General features: G+C 31.8%; 22 protein-coding genes. 17 read left to right on the plus strand and 5 right to left on the minus strand.

The window, feature by feature from the left end; translation table 11 throughout:
- Position 1: 1 nt before the first annotated feature.
- Together RHP49_15390 and RHP49_15395 are read left to right on the plus strand one after the other, a co-directional pair.
- Entirely contained in the window at positions 2–772 is a 771-nt protein-coding gene (locus RHP49_15390; GenBank protein WNH12262.1) for an SDR family oxidoreductase, read from the plus strand.
- A gap of 26 nt (positions 773–798) precedes the next feature.
- A complete protein-coding gene (locus RHP49_15395; GenBank protein WNH12263.1) occupies positions 799–1,611 on the plus strand; it encodes a prohibitin family protein in 813 nt (270 codons plus the stop codon).
- 102 nt (positions 1,612–1,713) lie between these two features.
- On the opposite strand, the gene RHP49_15400 is transcribed toward RHP49_15395, so the two are convergent.
- Positions 1,714–3,645 (minus strand): M1 family metallopeptidase, encoded by a 1,932-nt coding sequence (locus RHP49_15400; protein WNH12264.1) that lies wholly within the window; start codon positions 3,643–3,645, stop codon positions 1,714–1,716.
- 581 nt (positions 3,646–4,226) lie between these two features.
- Between RHP49_15400 and hisG the strand changes: the two genes are divergently transcribed.
- The 10 genes from hisG (at position 4,227) to RHP49_15450 (ending at position 13,267) form a co-directional block, all read left to right on the plus strand.
- Positions 4,227–5,084 (plus strand): ATP phosphoribosyltransferase, encoded by an 858-nt coding sequence (gene hisG / locus RHP49_15405; protein ID WNH12265.1) that lies wholly within the window; start codon positions 4,227–4,229, stop codon positions 5,082–5,084.
- 60 nt (positions 5,085–5,144) lie between these two features.
- Positions 5,145–6,428 (plus strand): histidinol dehydrogenase, encoded by a 1,284-nt coding sequence (gene hisD, locus RHP49_15410; GenBank protein WNH12266.1) that lies wholly within the window; start codon positions 5,145–5,147, stop codon positions 6,426–6,428.
- Between the two features lie 30 nt (positions 6,429–6,458).
- On the plus strand, positions 6,459–7,529 hold the full coding sequence (gene hisC, locus RHP49_15415; GenBank protein WNH12267.1) for a histidinol-phosphate transaminase: 1,071 nt from the start codon (positions 6,459–6,461) through the stop codon (positions 7,527–7,529).
- Positions 7,530–7,628: 99 nt separating this feature from the next.
- Positions 7,629–8,765: a bifunctional histidinol-phosphatase/imidazoleglycerol-phosphate dehydratase HisB gene (gene hisB / locus RHP49_15420; GenBank protein ID WNH12268.1), complete on the plus strand. Its 1,137-nt coding sequence runs from the start codon at positions 7,629–7,631 to the stop codon at positions 8,763–8,765.
- 68 nt (positions 8,766–8,833) lie between these two features.
- Complete coding sequence (gene hisH, locus RHP49_15425) at positions 8,834–9,457, plus strand: imidazole glycerol phosphate synthase subunit HisH (protein WNH14439.1); 624 nt, start codon at positions 8,834–8,836, stop codon at positions 9,455–9,457.
- Positions 9,458–9,459: 2 nt separating this feature from the next.
- Positions 9,460–10,194 (plus strand): 1-(5-phosphoribosyl)-5-[(5-phosphoribosylamino)methylideneamino]imidazole-4-carboxamide isomerase, encoded by a 735-nt coding sequence (hisA, locus tag RHP49_15430; GenBank protein ID WNH12269.1) that lies wholly within the window; start codon positions 9,460–9,462, stop codon positions 10,192–10,194.
- A gap of 70 nt (positions 10,195–10,264) precedes the next feature.
- Entirely contained in the window at positions 10,265–11,020 is a 756-nt protein-coding gene (hisF, locus tag RHP49_15435) for an imidazole glycerol phosphate synthase subunit HisF (GenBank protein WNH12270.1), read from the plus strand.
- A 113-nt stretch (positions 11,021–11,133) separates the two neighbouring features.
- The gene (gene hisIE / locus RHP49_15440; protein ID WNH12271.1) at positions 11,134–11,727 is read left to right on the plus strand and encodes a bifunctional phosphoribosyl-AMP cyclohydrolase/phosphoribosyl-ATP diphosphatase HisIE; all 594 of its coding nucleotides are present in this window, start codon (positions 11,134–11,136) and stop codon (positions 11,725–11,727) included.
- A gap of 14 nt (positions 11,728–11,741) precedes the next feature.
- Complete coding sequence (locus RHP49_15445; protein WNH12272.1) at positions 11,742–12,518, plus strand: tRNA pseudouridine synthase A; 777 nt, start codon at positions 11,742–11,744, stop codon at positions 12,516–12,518.
- A gap of 68 nt (positions 12,519–12,586) precedes the next feature.
- The gene (locus RHP49_15450; protein ID WNH12273.1) at positions 12,587–13,267 is read left to right on the plus strand and encodes a DUF2461 domain-containing protein; all 681 of its coding nucleotides are present in this window, start codon (positions 12,587–12,589) and stop codon (positions 13,265–13,267) included.
- Between the two features lie 79 nt (positions 13,268–13,346).
- Here RHP49_15450 and RHP49_15455 read toward each other — a convergent pair whose 3' ends face one another.
- On the minus strand, positions 13,347–13,763 hold the full coding sequence (locus RHP49_15455; GenBank protein WNH12274.1) for a glyoxalase: 417 nt from the start codon (positions 13,761–13,763) through the stop codon (positions 13,347–13,349).
- Positions 13,764–13,883: 120 nt separating this feature from the next.
- Here RHP49_15455 and RHP49_15460 point away from each other — a divergent pair, with 120 nt between their 5' ends.
- The 5 genes from RHP49_15460 to leuB all read left to right on the plus strand — a co-directional run bounded on the left by RHP49_15460 (position 13,884) and on the right by leuB (position 19,214).
- Entirely contained in the window at positions 13,884–14,270 is a 387-nt protein-coding gene (locus RHP49_15460) for a hotdog domain-containing protein (protein ID WNH12275.1), read from the plus strand.
- Between the two features lie 223 nt (positions 14,271–14,493).
- Positions 14,494–15,888: a 3-isopropylmalate dehydratase large subunit gene (gene leuC / locus RHP49_15465; protein ID WNH12276.1), complete on the plus strand. Its 1,395-nt coding sequence runs from the start codon at positions 14,494–14,496 to the stop codon at positions 15,886–15,888.
- A 117-nt stretch (positions 15,889–16,005) separates the two neighbouring features.
- Positions 16,006–16,602: a 3-isopropylmalate dehydratase small subunit gene (leuD, locus tag RHP49_15470; protein WNH12277.1), complete on the plus strand. Its 597-nt coding sequence runs from the start codon at positions 16,006–16,008 to the stop codon at positions 16,600–16,602.
- 3 nt (positions 16,603–16,605) lie between these two features.
- Entirely contained in the window at positions 16,606–18,129 is a 1,524-nt protein-coding gene (locus RHP49_15475) for an alpha-isopropylmalate synthase regulatory domain-containing protein (protein WNH12278.1), read from the plus strand.
- 26 nt (positions 18,130–18,155) lie between these two features.
- Positions 18,156–19,214 (plus strand): 3-isopropylmalate dehydrogenase, encoded by a 1,059-nt coding sequence (leuB, locus tag RHP49_15480; protein WNH12279.1) that lies wholly within the window; start codon positions 18,156–18,158, stop codon positions 19,212–19,214.
- A 252-nt stretch (positions 19,215–19,466) separates the two neighbouring features.
- On the opposite strand, the gene RHP49_15485 is transcribed toward leuB, so the two are convergent.
- The 3 genes from RHP49_15485 to RHP49_15495 all read right to left on the minus strand — a co-directional run bounded on the left by RHP49_15485 (position 19,467) and on the right by RHP49_15495 (position 21,713).
- On the minus strand, positions 19,467–20,741 hold the full coding sequence (locus RHP49_15485; GenBank protein WNH12280.1) for a mechanosensitive ion channel: 1,275 nt from the start codon (positions 20,739–20,741) through the stop codon (positions 19,467–19,469).
- Positions 20,741–21,031, minus strand: coding sequence for a DUF3817 domain-containing protein (locus tag RHP49_15490; protein WNH12281.1), 291 nt, complete (start codon positions 21,029–21,031; stop codon positions 20,741–20,743). Before RHP49_15490 ends, RHP49_15485 begins: the two co-directional genes overlap by 1 nt.
- Positions 21,032–21,095: 64 nt before the next feature.
- Positions 21,096–21,713, minus strand: coding sequence for a short-chain dehydrogenase (locus tag RHP49_15495; protein ID WNH12282.1), 618 nt, complete (start codon positions 21,711–21,713; stop codon positions 21,096–21,098).
- Positions 21,714–22,554: the final 841 nt, after the last annotated feature.

Raw genomic sequence — 22,554 nt, forward strand, 5'->3', positions numbered from 1 at the left:
AATGAAAAAAGAAAATAAAACTGCTTTAGTAACAGGTTCTTCATCTGGAGTTGGGGCATCTTCTTGTGTTGAATTTGCTAAAAGAGGATGGAATGTTGTTATTAACTATTCCAAAAGTAAAAGTCAAGCTTACGAGTTAGCTGAAACATGTAAAAGCCTCGGAGTAGATGTTTTGGTGTGTCAAGCAAATGTTGCTGATGAAGCGGATTGTAAAAGGATCGTAGAAGAAACAATTAATACTTTTGGGCGTATTGATGCCTTAGTAAATAATGCTGGCGCTACAAGGTTTTGTGATTATAATGATTTAGACGGACTTAATAAAAAAGATTTTCAAGATCTTTATGAAGTTAATGTTATTGGGGCTTACCAAATGGTGAAATTTGCAGCACCTCATTTGAAAAAATCTCATGGTGCTATAGTTAATATATCATCCATTAGTGCTATTTCAGGTGTAGGGAGTTCAATTGCCTATTCAGTATCAAAAGGCGCATTATCTACTATGACTCTTGCACTAGCACATGCGCTTGCCCCAGAGGTTAGAGTAAATGGTGTTTGTCCAGGTTTTACTCAAACAAGATGGACTAAAGGCTTTTTAGGAGATAGATATGAGAGTGTTAAAAAGAATTTTGAAAAATTAACTCTAATTAATAAAACATCATTGCCTGAAGATATTGCTAAAGGTATTATATATTTAGCTGTAGATGCAGCAACAACATCTGGACAAATTATAACTATAGACGGAGGTCAATTAGTAAATCAAGGAAAAATATAACGAATTAATTTAAATTAAAATAAATAATGGAAAAATTACCAAAAATTGCATTTCCTATAATAATAGCAGCGGTTATTCTTATAGTATTAGTATCAAAATCAATAGTAACAATAGAATCTGGTCATGCTGGAGTTTTGTATAAATTAAATGGAGGAGTAGATCCTAATCAAGAAGTTGTAAAAGAAGGACTTAATTTTATTGCTCCTTGGAATAGCGTTATTGATTACGAAGTACGTCAGCAGGAAATCCCTGAGAAAATGTCTGTATTGTCATCTAACGGATTGGATATTAAATTAGATGCGTCTGTTTTGTACCAACCTGACATTAAAAATTTAAGTCGTTTGCATAAAGAAAAAGGGCAAAACTATCTAGAACGAGTTTTACAGCCAGCAATTAGAAGTGCTGCAAGAAGTGTAGTTGGGCGGTATACACCAGAACAATTATATTCAAGTAAACGTGATGCCATTCAAGAAGAAATATTTCAAGAAACCAAAGGTATTGTTGAAACCCAGTATATTCAACTGAATAATATTTTTATTAGAGATGTAACCTTGCCAGCCACTATTAAAGACGCAATTGAGCGTAAGTTAAAACAAGAGCAAGAATCTTTGGAGTATGAATTTAGATTAGTGACTGCTGCAAAAGAAGCTGAAAAAGTAATTATTGAAGCTCAAGGTAAGGCGGAATCAAACCGTATTTTAAGTGCGTCTTTAACCGATAAAATTTTACAAGACAAGGGGATTGATGCTACTATGAAATTAGCAGAATCGCCAAATAGTAAAGTCATTGTAATTGGTTCTGGTGATTCAGGGTTACCGATAATTTTAGGGAATCAATAAAAAGTATTTTGAATAATATTTTTCAAATAATTGAAAAACAAAAGAGGTTGTTCTAATTGCAGACAACCTCTTTTGTTTTTATTAGATTTTACTAAAATACGACTACTTTTTAGTCCATGTATTATTACTTCTATTTATATCAGGAAGTTGTTTATTGGCATCTAGTGTTACTTTATTAACTGTTTCGGTAGTAGGAATAAAGAATTTAAAAGATTTATTACGCATCCAAACATCTACACCTTGATTGTGTTCTATTTTCTTTCCATTTGCCGTTTCAGCAGTAATAAATACAGGTAAAGCAAAAGAACCTAGATTTTCTACTGTTACAGTATAACCGTCTTTTGTTTTTTCAACTTTAGAAATCCCTTGATCTAAGCTATAGTTATTAATAAACCAACCACGCCAAAACCAAGATAAATCTTCGCCAGCTGCATTTTCTATACTACGATAAAAATCGACAGGAGTAGGGTGCTTAAAAGCCCAATGTTTTATATATTCTTTAAACGCATAATCAAAACGCTCTTTTCCAATAACAATGTTACGTAACAACTTTAAACCAACTGCTGGTTTATAATATAATTGTAAACCAATATTTTTTTCATTTAAGCCATCAGGAGGAAGCATAATGTATTCATTAGATTCATCTAAAAAATTATAAGCTAATTTCTCTGTAACTAATTGTTTTTTGTTTTTATATTCTCCATTGTTAAAGTGGCGAGCAGAAAGCTCGTTAACAAACGTACTAAAACCTTCGTCCATCCAGCCAAAATTTCGCTCGTTAGAGCCAACTAGCATTGGAAACCAATTATGTCCAAATTCATGGTCTATTACAGACCAAACAGATGAACTTTTAGCTTTCCAGCCACAAAAAACAATACCAGGATATTCCATACCACCTATATTAGCTGCAATATTAATAGCCATTGGATACGGATATTCATATAATAGGCTTGAGTAGTATTCTATACTTGTTTTAGTGTATTCACATGCACGACCATAAGCATCTTGTCCGTTGCTCTCTATAGGTTGTGCCGAAATAGCAAAACTCTTCTTTCCGCTAGGTAAATTAATTTTAGAACCATCTATTACAAATGCTTTTGATGCTGCCCAAGCTACATCACGCGTATTATCCATGTGATATTGCCAAGTCTTTGTGTTTTTAGAATCTGAATTTGCTATTTCAATAACTTCACTTTCTTTTATAATTTCAATTATATCATCAGACTTTTTAGCTTTTTCCCAGCGGTTATAAACTTTTTTAGAAAGTACCTTTTTAGCATTTGTTAATTCACCAGAAGCTAATATAAATTGATTATCGGGAGCTGTTATAATTAAATCTACATCACCATATTCACAATAAAATTCACCAGCCCCCAAATATGGTTTGGTGTTCCAGCCTAAAACATCATCATAAACAGCCATTCTAGGGTACCATTGTGCAATGGTATAAATTTCGCCATTTTTAGTTTTTAAATGCCCCATTCTATCAGAACCATTTTTAGGGATTTTAAATTCAAAATCCATACTAATCTCGGTTTTTCCACCATTTTTAGAAACTGGTTTTTTAAGACGAATCTGCATACGCGTATCTTCAATAATATAGGTGAACTCTGAGTTAGAAACAGCAATATTTGTTAGTATATAACCTCCATTTATTTTTTCGCCGCGGTTTCCATATCTACTATTTCCAGAAATCATGACTTGTCCACGGGAATCAGGTTTAAATAAGTTCTGATCTAATTGTAGCCATAAATAATCTAAATTATCAGGACTATTATTAGTGTATTTTATAATAACATTACCTTTTATGGTATTGCTTTCAGGAAATAATTCTGTTTTTAAATTATAGTCGGCTCTATTTTGCCAGTATTTTGGTCCTGGAGTACCATTTGCTGAACGGAATTGATTCCCATTATGGCTATAAAATAATGGACTAAATAAAGTATGAGGATTGTAAGATGAGTTTTTAATTTCTTGTGCTTGTATCTCAAATCCAAAGACAAGAATCAAACAAGTTATTAATATTTTTTTCATGTTGAAATAATATACTTTAAGTTAAAAATTATATTAACAAAAGTATATATTATATCTAAAAGGCTGTATTATCTTTTTTTATTGTGATGTATTTAACAGTTTTTAGGAATATAAACACACCATGAGGCATGAAACATAATAAACCATTTTTGCTTTCTAGTTTAGCAGGTTTACTAGCATTTCCTAAGATTGTGGATGCGCTTTCTTCTGTAAAAGCATTGTTATAAAATATAAATGAAGAATAAAAACAAATAAAGTGATTTTCAATTTCATAATTTACAGTTTATGTTTTATTTTATTGATGAGATAGAAATCTAAACAAGCTATTAATACAAATATGTTAAATCAATCAAAATTTATTGATTTATTTATAGAATAATAAATAAATATTTTTGATATTTGTAAAATAAATAAAGAACATGACTTTTATTCAAACACATCATCATTTTCATATTTGCTCTCAAGCGAAGTGAAAATGTATTGAATAAAATCAACATATTTTTAAACCCGTTTGAGACAATCAAACGGGTTTTTTAATTTTAAGTCCAACTAGATTGTTTCAAACTCATAAAAACAAGATAATGAGTAAATTAAGAATTGCAGTGCAGAAATCGGGTCGATTAAATGAAGATTCGATGGGAATTTTAAAAGATATCGGAATTTCGATTGATAACGGTAAAGACCAATTAAAAGCCTCTGCTAGGAATTTTCCTGTAGAAGTATTCTATTTAAGAAATGGTGATATTCCACAATACCTAAAAGATGGTGTGGTTGATGCAGCCATTATTGGAGAGAATGTTTTAATCGAGAAAGGCGAAGGTATTAATATTGTTGAAAAATTAGGCTTTTCAACTTGTAGAGTTTGTATAGCAGTACCAAAGTCTGCTAAATATTCTAGTATTCAAGATTTAGAGGGGAAACGCATAGCAACTTCATATCCAAATACAGTACAAATGTATTTAGATAAAAACAACGTAAAAGCCAATCTACATATTATTAATGGTTCGGTTGAAATTGCTCCAAATATTGGGTTAGCTGATGCTATTGTAGATATTGTTTCTAGCGGAAGTACCTTATTTAAAAACAACTTAAAAGAAGTTGATACTATTTTAAAATCGGAAGCTGTTTTAGCGGTATCTCCTGTTTTAAGTGAAGAAAAGCAAGCTATTTTAGATAAAATTCAATTTAGAATGCAGTCCGTTTTAAAAGGGAGACAATCTAAATATATTTTACTTAATGCACCTAATGATAGAGTTCAAGATATTATAGATGTATTACCAGGAATGAAAAGTCCAACTGTTTTACCATTAGCAGAAGCAGGATGGAGTTCTGTACATTCTGTAATAAGCAAAAATGAGTTTTGGGATGTTATTGAGGCGTTAAAAGAAAATGGTGCTCAAGGAATTTTGGTATGTCCTATTGAGAAAATGGTATTATAATTAGTTTTTTTATTTCTACGAAAGTGGAAATCTCATGATGTTTATATTAAAATTAATAAAATGCAAATAATAAGCAATCCAGAAAGAGGTGAGTGGGCAACTATTTTAGAACGTCCAACACAAACTGTGAATGATATTGAGGCTATTGTTACTGAAGTTTTTAATGAGGTTAAAAGCAATGGTGATGCTGCTATTAAAAAATACACAACAAAGTTTGATGGTGTTGATTTGGAATCAAATGTAGTGTCTCAAGAGGAACTGGCTAATTCAACTAAATTAGTATCGCTAGAACTTCAAAAGGCAATAAAAACTGCAAAGGATAATATTGAAGCATTTCATGCAGCACAAAAAACGTCTCGTGTTGAAATAGAAACAACTAAAGGTGTACAATGTTGGCAAGAAAAACGCCCTATCCAAAAAGTAGGATTGTATATTCCAGGAGGTACAGCGCCTTTATTTTCAACCGTATTAATGTTAGCAATTCCTGCTAATATTGCAGGTTGTAAAGAGATTGTTCTATGTACGCCCCCTAATAAAAAAGGTGAAATAGCTTCAGAAATTCTGTATGCTGCTAATTTATGTGGGGTTACAAAAATTATAAAAGTAGGAGGTATACAAGCTATAGCTGGTTTAACGTTTGGAACAGAAACGATTCCGCAAGTGTATAAAATTTTCGGCCCTGGAAATCAATTTGTAACGGTTGCTAAACAATTAGCTACAAAGTATGGTGTTGCGATTGATATGCCTGCTGGACCAAGTGAATTGTTAGTGGTTGCAGATGAAACAGCAAACGCTTCTTATATGGCATCCGATTTATTAAGTCAAGCAGAACACGGTACCGATAGTCAGGTGATATTAGTATCTACATCAAAAGAAATGTTGAATTCGGTTTCAACCGAAATTGAAACACAATTGGAAGTGCTACCGCGTAAAGCGATTGCAGAACAAGCTATAGCGAACTCGAAATTGATTTACGTAGAAAATGATGCTTTAGCTTTAGATATGATTAATGAATACGGTCCAGAGCATTTTATAATTTGTACAAAAAACGAAGATTTTTATGTAGATGGCATTCTCAATGCTGGATCTGTGTTTATAGGCGATTATACGCCTGAAAGTGCAGGAGATTATGCATCAGGAACCAATCACACATTACCAACAAATGGTTTTACAAAAGCATATTCTGGAGTAAATTTAGATAGCTTTTTAAAGAATATGACCTTTCAAAAAATATCTAAAGAAGGACTTTTAAATATAGGAGAAACCATAGAGTTAATGGCAGAAGCAGAGGGCTTACAAGCGCACAAAAATGCCGTATCAATACGATTAAAAGATATAAAATAAATTTATCATTCCTGTAAAAGCGGGAATCTCATGAATATTATTCATAAGATTATTATGAAAGCAACATTTGATATAAATAATATAATTAGACCAACCATAAAAGCATTGAAGCCCTATTCATCTGCGCGCGATGAATTTCAGGGTGTTACGGATGATATGGTGTTTTTAGACGCTAATGAAAATCCGTTTGAAAATGGTGTAAATAGATATCCAGATCCACAACAAGGAAAATTGAAGACTATTTTATCAGAAATAAAAGGCGTATCAACTAAAAATATCCTTTTAGGAAATGGAAGTGATGAAGTTTTAGATTTAGTTTTTAGAGCTTTTTGCGAACCTAATGTGGATAACATCATCACTTTGCCACCTACTTACGGCATGTATAATGTATTAGCTAATATTAATGCTATTGGTATAAAAGAGGTTTTATTAACTGAAGATTTTCAACCACAAGTTGAAAAAATTCTAAATGAGGCAGATGCTCAAAGTAAAATCTTGTTTTTATGTTCGCCTAATAATCCAACAGGAAATAGTTTTAATGCATCCGAAATGGAGGTGTTATTAAATAAATTTCAAGGTCTTGTTGTGATTGATGAAGCTTATATCGATTTTTCGAAAGAAAAAAGTTGGATTCATAGATTGGAAGAGTTTCCTAATTTAATTGTTACACAAACACTTTCTAAAGCGTATGCTATGGCGGGAATTCGTTTAGGTATTTGTTATGCTTCTGCAGAAATTATAACGGTTTTAAACACGATTAAACCGCCCTACAACGTTAATGAATTAACTCAGATAAAGGCTGTTGAACAATTAAATATCAAAGATTTAGCTAAAAATCAAATTGCAGATATTTTGGAGGAGAGAGAGGTCTTGGTTTCAGAATTAAATGGTATTTATTTTGTTTCAAAAATATATCCATCGGATGCTAATTTTGTGCTCGCTAAAGTTGATGATGCTACAAAAAGATATAATCAATTAATTAAAAAAGGAATTGTAATAAGAAATAGAACGACACAACCGGGGTGTGAAAATTGCCTGCGTTTTACTGTTGGAACAACTGCTGAAAATAAAATATTAATTAAGGCATTAAAAGATTTGTAAAGTTTTTAAAATCTGATAGGGTCATAAAAGTATTAATAAAAATTCTTATTTACCCGAGTAAGAGTTCCTTTCTTTAGGGGAGGTTAGGAGGGGCTTATTATGAAAAAAGTATTATTCATAGATAGAGATGGAACGCTCGTTTTAGAGCCGCCAGTAGATTATCAATTAGATAGTTTAGAAAAATTAGAGTTCTACCCTAAAGTATTTCAATACATGGCTAAAATAGCTAGTGAGTTGGATTACGAATTGGTAATGGTTACGAATCAAGACGGTTTAGGAACCGATTCTTTCCCAGAAGACACCTTTTGGCCGGCACAAAATAAAGTTATTGATGCTTTTGCAAACGAAGGAGTCGTGTTTTCAGATATACACATCGATAAAACGTTTCCACATGAAAATGCAGTAACACGTAAACCAAGAACGGGTTTGTTAACTAAGTATTTTTCTGAAGATTATGATTTATCCAATTCTTTCGTATTAGGAGATAGAATTACTGATATGGAATTAGCAAAAAATTTAGGAGCAAAAGGTATTTATTTATCTGAAAATCCTGAATTAGGAGCTAATGAAATAGAAACAGCTAAGCAAGAGATTTTAGATTGTATAGCGCTAACAAGTACAGATTGGGCGTCCATTTATGAGTTTTTAAAACTAGAAAATCGGGTTGAAGAAATTACACGTAATACCAATGAAACTAAGATATATATTAAATTAAACTTAGACGGATCAGGTAAGAACAATATCGATACAGGATTGTCTTTTTTCGATCATATGTTAGATCAAATTGGTCGTCATGGTGCAATGGATTTAACTGTTAAGGTTGATGGCGATTTAAATGTGGATGAGCACCATACTATTGAAGATACTATGATTGCTTTGGGCGAATTGTTTAATAAAGCACTAGGGAATAAGTTAGGCATAGAGCGCTATGGTTTTTGTTTACCTATGGATGATTGCTTAGCACAAGTGGCTGTCGATTTTGGTGGTAGAAATTGGTTAGAATGGGATGCTGAATTTAAACGTGAGAAAATAGGAGATATGCCAACAGAAATGTTTTATCACTTATTTAAATCGTTTACCGACGGCGCTAAATGTAATTTAAATGTTAAAGCCGAAGGTGTAAATGAGCATCATAAAATAGAAGGCATTTTTAAAGCTTTTGCAAAAGCTATGAAAATGGCTGTAAAAAGAGATTCAAATAAGATGTTTTTGCCAAGTACCAAAGGCATGTTATAAAAGCCTATCCCAACCTTCCTAAAGGGAAGGAGCTAAAGATTACTAAAAATATGAGTGGATTTATAGAAATGAATGAGAGTTCTTCCCCTTTGGGGAAGCTAGATGGGGCTAAAACTGTAGTTATAATAAATTACGGAGCAGGAAATATAAAAAGCATACAGTTTGCTTTTAAACGTTTGGGAGTTGATGCTATTTTATCAAACAATCCAGATGAAATTGTTGCAGCCGATAAAATTATTTTCCCAGGGGTTGGAGAGGCGAGTAGTGCCATGAAAATGTTGCAGGAAAGTGGTTTAGATACCTTGATTCCAACGTTAAAACAACCTGTTTTAGGTATTTGTTTAGGCATGCAATTATTGTGTAAATCTACTGAGGAAGGAAACACAAAAGGTTTAGGTGTTTTTCAAACGGATGTAAAACGATTTTCAAATCATGTAAAAGTACCGCAAATGGGGTGGAACGTTATAAAGGATTTAAAATCAGATTTATTCAAGGGCATTAAAGAAAATGAATATATGTATTTAGTACATAGTTATTATGCCGAACATTGCAAAGAAACGATTGCAACGACTGATTATGAAATAAATTATGCTTCTGCTTTGCAACATAATAATTTTTATGGCGTCCAATTTCATCCAGAAAAGAGTAGTTTAGCAGGAGAACAAATTTTGAAGAATTTTTTAGAATTATAAAAATGAGAATTATACCAGCCATAGATATTATAGACGGTAAGTGTGTCCGATTAACTAAAGGAGATTATAACACTAAAAAAGTCTATAATGAAAACCCACTTGAGGTTGCAAAAATGTTTGAAAATTCAGGAATTGAATATTTGCATTTAGTGGATTTAGACGGCGCTAAAGCGCAGCATATAGTAAACTATAAAGTTTTAGAACAAATTTCATCAAAAACAAATCTTAAAATTGATTTTGGTGGCGGTTTAAAAACAAACGAAGATTTGCATATCGCCTTTAATTCTGGTGCAAAACAAATTACAGGTGGTAGTATTGCTGTTAAAGACCCAAATACTTTTGAAGGTTGGATTTCTAAGTATGGTGCCGAAAAAATTATTTTAGGAGCCGATAGTGATCATGGAAAAATAGCGATTGCTGGTTGGATGGAACAAAGTCAAGAAGATGTTATTCCGTTTATAAAGGCCTACCAGAAAAAACGAATTAAATATGTTATTTGTACCGATATTTCTAAAGATGGTATGCTTGAAGGACCTTCGGTAGAGCTTTACAAACAGATTATTTCAGAATGTTCTAATAGTAGTAATGCGCAGTCAGTGAGTTTAATAGCTTCTGGTGGAATTTCACATATTGATGAATTACCAGTTTTAAAAGAAATTGGCTGTGAAGGTGTAATCATCGGGAAAGCTATCTATGAAAACAGAATAAGTTTAAAGCAACTAGAAAAATATGTTTAACAAAAGATAATAGTATAAGCGTAAAGGGTCAAACTTTTAACTTTTAACTTTTAACTTTTAACTTTTAAAAATGTTAACAAAACGAATCATTCCTTGTTTAGATATAAAAAACGGTCGTACCGTAAAAGGTGTCAATTTTGTCGATTTACGTGATGCTGGCGATCCGGTAGAACTAGCAAAGCAGTATGCCGATTTTGGGGCAGATGAACTCGTGTTTTTAGATATTTCTGCCACATTAGAAGGACGTGCAACAACCTTAGATATGGTTTTGCATGTCGCAGAGCAAGTAAATATTCCGTTTACAGTAGGAGGTGGTATTTCATCAGTTGAAGATGTTGATGCATTATTGCAATGTGGTGCCGATAAGGTATCTATTAATTCTTCAGCAGTAAAAAGACCTGAATTGGTTAATGAATTATCAAACAAATTTGGAAGTCAATGTGTTGTGGTTGCTATTGATGCAAAGCAAGTTGATGGGAGTTGGAAAGTGCATCTTGCAGGTGGAAGTATACCAACAGATATTGATCTGTTTGAATGGGCTAAAGAAGTTGAAAGCAGAGGAGCAGGAGAAATTTTATTTACTTCTATGAATCATGATGGTACCAAAAATGGATTTGCAAACGAAGCTTTAGCGAAACTATCAGAGGAATTAAATATTCCTATAATAGCCTCTGGAGGCGCAGGAAATGTTCAACATTTTATTGATACGTTTAAAGAAGGAAAGGCCGATGCTGCATTAGCTGCTAGTGTATTTCATTTTGGCGAAATACCAATTCCAGATCTTAAAAAAGCATTAAAAGAAAACAATATAGAAGTACGATTATAGCTTTAATGCGTTAAGAATGTCACACTGAGCGCAGTCGAAGTGTCGTTTTAAGTACAGATTATAAATTGAAGTCAAATTAATAAGATTCCTGTTTTTTTAGGAATGACAATATTATGGAAATAAAATACGATTCAAACGGACTTGTACCAGCAATTATTCAAGATGCCACAACAAAAAACGTGTTGATGTTGGGGTATATGAATGAAGATGCATATCAAAAAACAATAGATACTAAACAGGTTACTTTTTTTAGTAGAAGTAAAAAACGTTTATGGACAAAAGGAGAAGAAAGTGGTAACTTTTTAAACCTTGTTGATATCAAAAATGATTGCGATAACGATTCACTACTTATTCAAGTAAATCCAGTTGGTCCGACTTGTCATAAAGGAACTGATAATTGTTGGGGTGAAGAAAATAAATCAAATTACGGTTTTTTTTCAACTCTAGAAAATGTTATTACAGAGCGTGTTGCAAATAAAGACACTCAAAAATCTTATGTAGCCAGTTTGTTTGCGAAAGGTATTAATAAAGTCGCTCAAAAAGTAGGTGAGGAGGCTGTTGAAACTGTTATTGAAGCTATGGATAATAATGATGAGTTGTTTCTTTACGAGTCGGCAGATTTATTATTTCACTATCTAATGCTTCTACAAGCTAAAGGATTCACTTTAAAGGATATTGAAAAGGAATTAATAGGAAGGCATAAATAATGTCATTTTAAATTTTGAAAAAATTCTTCTACGTCATTACCATTCAATATTTAGGGTATCGCTTTCATGGTTGGCAAAAGCAACCTGATGTAAAAACGGTTCACTTGATGATTGATAGAACCTTGAATTTTATTTTAGATGGTAAGCGATTTAAAAGTTTAGGGTCTGGTAGAACAGATGCTATGGTTTCGGCTGAAAACGCCGCATTTGAATTATTTTTATTTGAGCCTATTGAAGATGAAGATGCTTTTTTAGAGCTCTTTAATCATAATTTACCTCAGGATATTCGAGCTTTAGATATTAAACAAGTAGATGCCAATTTTAATATTATTCAACATTCAAAAGTAAAAGAATACATTTATTTATTTACTTACGGAGAAAAATGTCATCCGTTTTGTGCGCCAATAATGACTACTATTTTGGATGATTTAGATATAAACATCATGAAAAAAGGCGCTAAACTTTTTGAAGGTGAACATTATTTTAAATCCTATTGTTTCCGTCCAACCGATAATGGTATTTATAATCGCGAAATTTTAAGTTGTGAATTAGTTGAAAACAACATGTATACTGCTAATTATTTCCCTAAGAAAACATACTTACTAAAAGTTAGAGGCAAGGGGTTTATGCGTAATCAAATTAGATTAATAATGGGAACCCTTATAGATTTAGGGAAAGGTAAATTGTCTATAGAGATTATAGAAAATAGCCTTAAACCAGATAGTGAGATTAAAATGAATTATATAGCTCCTGCATCTGGATTAATTCTTAAAGATATTGAATTTGAATAAATAACTGTCTTTTGTAATTTAGATTATCAATTAACGACAGAAATTATAATTAATCTATAAAACAAATCATGAGTCATACCGTATCAAAAGACGTGTTTTCGTTCTTCAAAAAATTAGAAAAAAACAACAATCGAGATTGGTTTAACGAAAACAAACCCGAGTTTAAAGCCATTGAAAAAGATGTGAAGGCTTTTTATAATACGATATATGAAAGATTAAATACTCATGACTCTATTGATAAATTAAAAATTTTTAGAATTTATAGAGATGTTCGTTTTTCAAAAAACAAACTACCTTATAAAACGCATTTCGGAGGCTCTTTTCATAGAACTAAGCCACATTTAAGAGGAGGCTATTATTTGCATTTACAACCTAACAATGAAAGTTTTATTGCTACAGGTTTTTGGGAACCTGCACCAGCTGATTTATTGCGAATTAGAAAAGAATTTGAAATGGATGATGAAGAGATTAGAAACATTTTGGCTGATAAAAAATTCAATTCAGTTTGGGGAGATACCTTTTTAGGAGATGAAGTTAAAACAGCTCCGAAAGGTTTTAGTAAAGAACACAAATCCATAGATTTAATAAAAAAGAAACAGTATATTTTTACTAAAAAATATACTGATAAAGAGGTGCTTGATACTCATTTTATAAATGAAATAGATCATGCGTTTAAAGCCATTCGCCCATTTTTTAATTATATGAGCGATGTGCTTACTACCGATTTAAATGGTGAATCTTTAATTTAAGCTTGATTTTTAGTTATTTAGAACAGATATGAGAATTCGCATCAAATTGTAGACTACATCTCTTGTTCCTTTTTAAAATTTAAACAGCTGTAAGTAATTTGGGTTTTTCAAAAAGTTGCATATTACTCAATAAACGTTCTTTTACAATATTCATCATACGTTTGTTTAATGCTGATGAATTTTGAATATAAAGCAAATATTCTTCAACTGTAAATTGGCCAATAATCATACCTTTTACTGAGTTTCTGAATTTCATGTCTTTTTGAATCGCATTTTCAATGTAATCCATGCGTTTTTCAAGCGTAAAATTGTAAAAAACTGATTTGTGCTTAGTAATGTAATTTCTAAAAACTTCAATTAATAAATCATTTTGAAGTTTAATAACAGGGCGTAATACTAAATTTTGGAAACGCTCATCACTACTCATATTGTCATTAATAGTTGCTGAAGCAATGCTAGGGCGAATACTTTTCAAATTGAAGTGTCTATCATTCATGATTTAGAGTTTTAATAAAAATATAAATTATTAAAGCTTGTAAAAATGATGCATGGTATAATTGTTAACGAGGTTATTAACAAAGTGTTTTTTTATACCTTTAAAAAAAAATAAATAATTATGAAATTCCACACAAGAAAATGGGTAAAACCAGAAGATTTAAATCCAAACGGCACTTTATTTGGCGGTCGCCTTTTAGAGTGGATTGATGAAGAAGCTGCTTTATATTCAATTATTCAACTAGAAAATCAAAAAGTTGTAACAAAATACATGAGTGAAATAGACTTTAAAGCTTCTGCAAAACAAGGCGATATTGTAGAGATTGGTATTGAGGTTGTTAAATTTGGAAAAGCTTCTGTGGTACTAAGTTGTGAGGTTAGAAATAAAATGACACATGAAACCATTATAACTATTTCTAATATTGTTATGGTGAATTTAGGTGAAGATGGTAAAGCAAAACCTCATGGAAAAACAGAAGTAGAATATGTGGTAGATAGATTAAAGTAATTTTTATAATAGCCTTCTTTAAAATTTGTAATCAATTTTGCTTTTCCATTAAATTATAATCGTTTTTTATCAATTCCATTAATAATATTATAAAAGTAGGATAGATTGTTGCTTATAAGCTATTAAAAAAACTAGTTTTTTTTAAATTTGTCAACTTACTGAAATTGAAATTCATTTTTCAGTAAAATAGTTATCTAAATTAAATAGAATATAAAATAAAATTATGAGTAAATCATTGTTTGATAAAGTATGGGATTCGCATGTAGTGCGAAGCATTGCCGATGGACCAGATGTGTTTTTTATAGACCGTCATTTAATTCATGAAGTAACAAGCCCTGTGGCTTTTGTTGGTTTAAAAAGTAGAGGGTTAAGTGTTTTGTATCCAGAGCGTACGTTTGCTGTAGCAGATCATAACACACCAACTATTAACCAACATTTACCTGTTGAAGATCCTTTATCTGCAAATCAGTTAAAAACATTAGAAGATAATGCCAATCAATATGGCATTAGTCACTGGGGATTAGGTCACCAAAATAATGGTATCGTTCACGTTGTAGGACCTGAAAACGGAATTACATTACCTGGAGGTACTATTGTTTGTGGAGATTCACATACATCAACTCATGGTGCTTTTGGAGCTATTGCTTTTGGTATTGGTACATCGGAGGTTGAAATGGTTTTAACCACGCAATGTATTATGCAACCTAAGCCTAAAAAAATGCGTATTAGTGTTAACGGACCTTTAAGTAAAGGTGTTACACCTAAAGATGTTGGATTATATATTATTTCGCAATTAACAACATCAGGAGCTACTGGCTATTTTGTTGAATATGCAGGTGATGTTTTTGAAAACATGACTATGGAAGGACGTATGACTGTTTGTAACTTATCTATTGAGATGGGTGCTCGTGGTGGTATGATTGCTCCAGATGAAAAAACATTCGAATATGTAAAAGGACGTCCTATGGCTCCTAAAGGTGCCGATTGGGATAAAGCAATGGCATACTGGAAAACTTTAAAAACAGATGAAGATGCTACTTTCGATAAAGAAGTAAGCTTTAATGCTGCTGATATTGAACCTATGATTACCTATGGTACTAATCCAGGAATGGGTATGGGTATTTCTAAAAATATTCCTTCTGCTGAATCTGTTGAAGGCGGAAAAGCAACTTACGATAAGTCTTTAGCTTATATGGGTTATGCTGAGGATGAACAAATGATAGGTAAGAAAATCGATTACGTATTTATTGGTAGTTGTACTAATGGGCGTATTGAGGATTTCAGAGCTTTTGCATCGATTGTTAAAGGAAGAAAAAAAGCAGATAATGTTACTGCTTGGTTAGTTCCAGGATCTCATATTGTTGAAGCAAAAATTAAAGAAGAAGGGTTGTTAGATATTTTTGAAGAAGCTGGATTTGTTTTAAGAGAACCAGGTTGTTCTGCTTGTTTAGCAATGAATGATGATAAAGTACCTGCAGGTAAATATGCTGTAAGTACATCAAATAGAAATTTTGAAGGTCGTCAAGGACCAGGATCAAGAACATTATTAGCAAGTCCATTAGTGGCTGCTGCAGCTGCCGTTACAGGAGTAGTTACAGATCCAAGAGAACTTTTATAAGTTTGCAGTATGCAGTAAGCAGTTTTCAGTCACTAGTATGAAAATTTGTACTGCATAAAATTATTAAAATGAATTATTGACTGCCAACTGAATACTGGCAACTGAATACTAAAAATTATGGCTTACGATAAATTTACAACACTAACAAGTACTGCAGTTCCTTTACCAATAGAGAATGTAGATACCGATCAAATTATACCAGCACGTTTTTTAAAAGCAACAACACGTGATGGATTTGGAGACAATTTATTTCGTGATTGGAGATATAATGGTGATAACACACCTAAAGAAGATTTTATTTTAAACAACCCTATTTATAAAGGAAAGATATTAGTAGGAGGAAAGAACTTTGGTTCTGGATCTTCTAGAGAGCATGCTGCCTGGGCGGTTTACGATTATGGCTTTCGTTGTGTTGTTTCTAGTTTTTTTGCAGATATTTTTAAAAATAACTGTTTAAATATTGGGGTGTTACCTGTGCAAATTAGTCCAGAGTTTTCAGAAGAAATTTTTGAAGCTATTTATGCAGATCCTAATACAGAATTAGAAATTAACTTAGAAGCTCAAACGATTACCTTACTATCATCTGGAACACAAGAGTCTTTTGATATTAATGGCTATAAAAAAGGAAACATGTTAAATGGTTTTGATGATATAGACTATTTACAAAGCATGAAAAGTGAGATTGAAACGTTTGCAGAATCTCGTCCTTTCTAAATAATGACTACAAGACGAATTGAAATAATGGATACGACACTTCGCGATGGTGAACAAACCTCGGGAGTGTCGTTTTCTGCTTCAGAAAAATTAACAATAGCCAAATTACTTTTAGATGAGCTTAAAGTTGATCGTATAGAAATTGCTTCTGCTAGAGTTTCTGAAGGAGAATTTCAAGCAGTTAAAGGGGTTACAAAATGGGCCAAAGAAAATAACTATTTAGATAAGGTTGAAGTTTTAACCTTTGTAGATAAAGGCGTTTCTATAGATTGGATGATTGAAGCTGGTGCTAAAGTTCAAAACCTACTAACTAAAGGTTCATTAAATCATTTAACTTATCAGCTTAAAAAAACTGCTAATCAGCATTTTAAGGAAATTTCAGAAACAGTTAGTTTAGCTAAAGAACATGGTATTGAAACCAATGTTTATTTAGAAGATTGGAGTAACGGTATGCGTAATTCTAAAGATTACGTTTTTGAGTTTTTAGACTTTTTATCTACGCAACCTATTAAGCGTATTATGCTTCCTGATACATTAGGAATTTTAACACCTAATGAATCTTACGAGTTTGTAAAGGAAATAAAAGATACCTATCCAAATCTACATTTTGATTTTCATGCACATAATGATTACGATTTAGGTGTTGCCAATGTTATGGAAGGTTTAAGAGCTGGCGCAGACGGTTTACACCTTACTGTAAATGGTATGGGAGAGCGTGCAGGTAACGCGCCTATGGCAAGTACCGTAGCCGTAATTAACGATTTTATGCCAAATATTGAAATTGGTGTCAATGAAAAAGTACTTTTTACTGTTAGTAAATTAGTAGAAAATTTTTCAGGAATTATGATTCCTGCCAATAAACCTGTAATTGGTGCTAATGTATTTACTCAAACCGCTGGTATTCATGCTGATGGGGATAATAAAAAGAACTTGTATTTTAGTGAATTAATGCCCGAGCGTTTTGGTAGAACCCGCCAATATGCATTAGGAAAAGCTTCTGGTAAAGCAAATATTCAAAAGAATTTACAAGAATTAGGTCTTCAACTTAAAGATGAAGATTTAAAAAAAGTTACCCAACGTATTATTGAGTTAGGTGATAAAAAAGAAGTGGTTACAAAAGAAGATTTACCATATATCATTTCCGATGTTTTAGATAGTTATTCATACAAGCAGAATGTAAAAGTAAATTCGTATGTATTAACCCATTCTAAAGGATTAAAACCTTCAACAACAATTTCTATTACTATTAATGGAAAAACTTATGAAGAAAACGCGCAAGGTGACGGACAGTTTGATGCTTTTATGAATGCCTTACGTAATATTTATAAAATTAAAGGTAAAGAAATGCCCGATTTGATTGATTATGCGGTGAGAATACCACCAGGTAGTCATTCTGATGCTTTATGTGAAACCATTATTACCTGGAAAAATTCTAAAAAAGAATTTAAAACACGTGGTTTAGATTCAGATCAAACGGTATCTGCAATTAAGGCTACTGAAAAAATGTTGAATATAATTACTAATTAAGATTACAAATAACAAAATATAAATAAATGAAATTTAATATAGCACTATTAGCGGGCGATGGCATTGGACCAGAAGTCATAGATCAAGCAGTAAAAGTAAGTGATGCGGTTGCTAAAAAATTCGGACATGAAATAACTTGGAAACCAGCCTTAACCGGTGCTGCAGCTATTGATGCTGTTGGTGAACCTTACCCAGACAGTACCCATGAAGTTTGTGCTGCTGCTGATGCTGTTTTATTCGGAGCTATAGGGCATCCAAAATATGATAATGATCCTTCTGCGCCAGTACGTCCAGAACAAGGCTTATTAAAAATGCGTAAAAAATTAGGTTTATTTGCTAATGTGAGACCAACATTTACGTTTCCATCATTATTAGATAAATCGCCATTAAAAAAAGAGCGTATTGAAGGTACCGACTTAGTGTTTTTACGTGAGTTAACTGGCGGTATTTACTTTGGAGAAAAGGGGAGAAGAGACGGAGGAGAAACCGCTTTTGATAACTGTGTTTATACCAGAGCCGAAGTACAACGTTTAGCTAAAAAAGGTTTTGAATTAGCGATGACACGTTCTAAAAAATTATGTTGTGTTGATAAAGCCAACGTATTAGAAACATCTCGTTTATGGAGAGAAACAGTTCAAGCGATGGAAAAAGATTATCCTGAAGTTGAAGTAAGTTATGAGTTTGTTGATGCGGTAGCGATGCGTTTGGTACAATGGCCAAATAGCTACGATGTATTAATTACTGAAAACTTATTTGGAGATATTTTAACTGATGAAGCTTCTGTAATTTCAGGATCTATGGGATTAATGCCATCGGCATCTATGGGATCTGATATTGCTTTATTCGAACCAATTCACGGTTCATACCCACAAGCAACAGGATTAAACATAGCCAATCCAATGGCAACAGTATTATCTGCAGCCATGATGTTTGAAACCGCTTTTAATTTACCAGAAGAAGGTAAAGCAATTAGAGATGCTGTTAATAAAGCATTAGCTGAAGGTGTGGTTACTGAAGATTTAGCAGACGGTGGAAAATCTTTCGGAACTAAAGAAGTAGGAGACTGGTTAGCTGCTAATATTTAAGAACAAGCACTATAAATATAAAAAAGGTGAATTCTATGAGTTCACCTTTTTTTATTCTTAAAACTTATGATTCTCTTTATGTGATTTCTCCTGTCGTCGAAATGACTCATAAAGACTAAATAGAACTCATTAGTCCTATCGAAATGAGGTACGATTGAGACATCACATCATACTATTAAACAAAAACCTTGTGACTCACTTTATGTGATTTCTCCTTACGTCGAAATGACTTAGTGAAAAATAATATTGAGATTAAAAATTACCATGACTAGGCAACTCAAAAATCTCTAATTCGAAATAAGGAAGCGCTGCTAATAAATGATCGAAAATATCAGACATAATATATTCATAATTTTCCCAACGTTTATCGCTACTAAACGCATAAATTTCTAATGGAATACCTTGTGGTGTTGGTGCTAATTGACGCGCCATAATCATCATGTCTTTATTAATAGCCGAATGATGTTTTAAGTACGAATCAATATATTTTCTAAAAACGCCTATATTGGTAAGGTTTCTACCGTTTAGCAATAAATCTTTATTAATTTTATTTGTTTCGTTATACGATTTTATATCGGCTTGTCTGCCTTCTAAATACGAGGTTATAAGTTGAATATGCTTTAGTTTTTCAACATCGGTATCGGTTAAATATTTAATACCGCTTTGTTTTATAATTAGAGCACGTTTAATGCGTCTTCCTTCAGAACTCGTCATTCCTCGCCAGTTTTTAAACGAATCAGAAATCAGGGCATAGGTTGGAATAGTGGTGATTGTTTTATCGAAATTTTGAACCTTAACAGTTGCTAAGTTTATTTCAATAACATCACCATCGGCACCATATTTTTCGAAAGTTATCCAATCGCCAATACGTACCATATCGTTAATAGAAACTTGAATACTAGCAACAAACCCCATAATAGTATCTTTAAATACTAATATGATAACTGCCGAAATTGCTCCAAGTCCTGTAACAAACTTTATAAAAGGAATATTAGTAACAATAGCGATGGCCGACATAAAACCAGCTACCCAAGCAAAAATCATGAATACTTGAATGTAACTATCTATGGGTTTATCTTTTAAACTTGGTATTGTTTTTAAATAATCCTTTAATGTGTTTAGAAGGCTTCTAACAATCCATAATGATAATATAATGGCGAATACCTTTAATCCTTTTTCAACAATATTTTCAAAAGAAGGGAAGTCTATAAAAACTTTATCAATAAATTCTAAAGCAAGTAATAAAGGAATAATATGAGCAATATTTCGTGGTACTTTATTTTTTACTAATAAATCGTCAAAGTTTGTTTTAGAAATAGCAGCAAAACTGGTAAAAGTATTGAGCAATAGTTTTCTAATAATAAAATCTACAACAAACACAATAATAAGTAGTGCAACCAATAAGGCTACCATATTTAAATATTTAGCAGACAGTTCGGTTAATTGAACGGTTTCTACCAAATAGTCATATAATAAATGCGTGTAAGGGGGTTTTTCAACAATTTCTGTTATAGTGTCCGTTTGCATTATGCTTTAACATTTAAATATTTTCTATCGATATAAAAGGTTCCGAAAGGAATAATTGCTGCCAATAAAACAGAACCAAATTCTTTTTTAGTCCAACGTAATTCTGGTTTCAACATAAAGGCTAGTATAATGTAACCTATAAAAAGTAAGCCATGAGGCATCCCCAGCATTTTAACATACTTAGGTTCTTCTAAAAAGTATTTAATAGGTGTTGCTATAAAAAGTAATAAAATATATGAAACGCCTTCAAGAAAAGCTACAATTCTGAATATATTTAAAAATGAAAACATGGTATAAAATTTAAATGCAAAAATACTGCACAAAGATTAAATATAGCCTGAGTTTAAGATTTATTTAAAACACGTGAAAAATAACAAGTCCGTAAAATAAAAAGCGTAATAAACGCAACGAACCATATATAACCACATTTTTAAAAGGAAACTCTATAATACCAGCAGCCAAGCAAGAAATAGAAAAGGGTAGCGGCAATAAGGCACCAACAACAATTAAAAAACCGCCCCATTTTTTTGAGTTTTTTAACTGATTTTTCATTTTAATTTCCAGGTAATTATGGAAAGATGGAATTTTGGTAATAATATGTCCGATATAATAAGATACCAAACCACCAAAATATGATAAAAAGGCTAAAAGACTGAGGTATCCCCAAGGGTTATTCATTTTGCCTGCCCAGGCAATAAAAATTTCTGGAGGAACAAGTCCTAATAAGGTTTCAGAAACAAAAAAGAATACTATGACACCATAAGCGGGTAATACTTGTGTAAGTGTTACTAAAGCGGCATTAATATTAAAGAAATGATTTAAAGTATAAACAGCAGCAACTATAATAATGATATAAGGAATAGATTTTTTTACCGCATTCCAAACAAAAGCATAAAACCCAGTATAACTATAATACTGATGTAATAATTGTAAACGAGATTTAGCAGTTTTTGTTTTTTCCTTAGATTTCATTTAATTATGCTGATAAATTTAAAGGCTAACAAAGATATGTTTAATGTAATTGTTACAAAAATGAATGAAAGCATTTAATTATTATTTAACATAATCTGAGTTTAACTAGGAGACACACAAAATATTCTATTTTACATAATATAAATTATAGTACAAATCACAACAATTAGCGAAATAGCGCTTTTGGGCGATATTTGACATAATTGCAGATATAACGTCGCAGACTTATATCGATAGTAATTATGACAAGCTAATTGTGGCTTCGTAGTTGTATTTAAAACTGTATAGCTATGAATCTCTAGTATGTAAAATATCTCAGAAAGTTTTAGATTAAAATAATACTCAATACTTGGGTCATTAAACTTTATCGTTTTTGCTTTTCGTATAATTTTAATATCCTGTACAATCCTTCATCATTTTTTAAATACGCGAGTATTCGCAAGGTTAAAATTTTTTTAGATGAGCTCATGAATGCAAAAAAGCATTTCTCAAGAAAAACAATTAAAATGCACGAATAACTTCCAACACTTGCCAACACCAAAAAAAGCTAGCTTTTAGATTGTTATCAAAATTCTCGTAATTGAGTATTTGTAGGTAATATTTTTTTCTACGCGATTCTCGTGGCAATCCATAAGAGCTTAAATTTTATGAAATCGAGTTTTTTACGAGATTCATGAACTCCTTTAAAGTTTTAGCAAATAATTGAATATGTGAATAAAAATAAAATTCTAAGCACTTATTCTATTCTCGTTGCTATTTATACTTTTTTAAAGAAGCTGTATCGATATTATGTAAAATAGAACTAGTAATTGTATTTTATAAATTGATACTCAATCAATTT

The organism is Flavobacteriaceae bacterium HL-DH10 (assembly GCA_031826515.1).
Lineage (GTDB): Bacteria > Bacteroidota > Bacteroidia > Flavobacteriales > Flavobacteriaceae > Thalassobellus > Thalassobellus suaedae.

Bases quoted from the DNA above. Each gene is read 5' to 3' on its own strand.
- RHP49_15475 (WNH12278.1), top strand. From the start codon at position 16,606: ATGACTACAAGACGAATTGAAATAATGGATACGACACTTCGCGATGGT.
- hisH (WNH14439.1), top strand. From the start codon at position 8,834: ATGAATGAGAGTTCTTCCCCTTTGGGGAAGCTAGATGGGGCTAAAACT.
- RHP49_15400 (WNH12264.1), bottom strand. From the start codon at position 3,645: ATGAAAAAAATATTAATAACTTGTTTGATTCTTGTCTTTGGATTTGAG.
- hisA (WNH12269.1), top strand. From the start codon at position 9,460: ATGAGAATTATACCAGCCATAGATATTATAGACGGTAAGTGTGTCCGA.
- hisF (WNH12270.1), top strand. From the start codon at position 10,265: ATGTTAACAAAACGAATCATTCCTTGTTTAGATATAAAAAACGGTCGT.
- leuC (WNH12276.1), top strand. From the start codon at position 14,494: ATGAGTAAATCATTGTTTGATAAAGTATGGGATTCGCATGTAGTGCGA.
- leuD (WNH12277.1), top strand. From the start codon at position 16,006: ATGGCTTACGATAAATTTACAACACTAACAAGTACTGCAGTTCCTTTA.
- leuB (WNH12279.1), top strand. From the start codon at position 18,156: ATGAAATTTAATATAGCACTATTAGCGGGCGATGGCATTGGACCAGAA.
- RHP49_15395 (WNH12263.1), top strand. From the start codon at position 799: ATGGAAAAATTACCAAAAATTGCATTTCCTATAATAATAGCAGCGGTT.
- hisD (WNH12266.1), top strand. From the start codon at position 5,145: ATGCAAATAATAAGCAATCCAGAAAGAGGTGAGTGGGCAACTATTTTA.
- RHP49_15450 (WNH12273.1), top strand. From the start codon at position 12,587: ATGAGTCATACCGTATCAAAAGACGTGTTTTCGTTCTTCAAAAAATTA.
- hisB (WNH12268.1), top strand. From the start codon at position 7,629: ATGAAAAAAGTATTATTCATAGATAGAGATGGAACGCTCGTTTTAGAG.
- RHP49_15485 (WNH12280.1), bottom strand. From the start codon at position 20,741: ATGCAAACGGACACTATAACAGAAATTGTTGAAAAACCCCCTTACACG.
- hisC (WNH12267.1), top strand. From the start codon at position 6,459: ATGAATATTATTCATAAGATTATTATGAAAGCAACATTTGATATAAAT.
- hisG (WNH12265.1), top strand. From the start codon at position 4,227: ATGAGTAAATTAAGAATTGCAGTGCAGAAATCGGGTCGATTAAATGAA.
- RHP49_15455 (WNH12274.1), bottom strand. From the start codon at position 13,763: ATGAATGATAGACACTTCAATTTGAAAAGTATTCGCCCTAGCATTGCT.
- RHP49_15460 (WNH12275.1), top strand. From the start codon at position 13,884: ATGAAATTCCACACAAGAAAATGGGTAAAACCAGAAGATTTAAATCCA.
- RHP49_15495 (WNH12282.1), bottom strand. From the start codon at position 21,713: ATGAAATCTAAGGAAAAAACAAAAACTGCTAAATCTCGTTTACAATTA.
- hisIE (WNH12271.1), top strand. From the start codon at position 11,134: ATGGAAATAAAATACGATTCAAACGGACTTGTACCAGCAATTATTCAA.
- RHP49_15390 (WNH12262.1), top strand. From the start codon at position 2: ATGAAAAAAGAAAATAAAACTGCTTTAGTAACAGGTTCTTCATCTGGA.
- RHP49_15490 (WNH12281.1), bottom strand. From the start codon at position 21,031: ATGTTTTCATTTTTAAATATATTCAGAATTGTAGCTTTTCTTGAAGGC.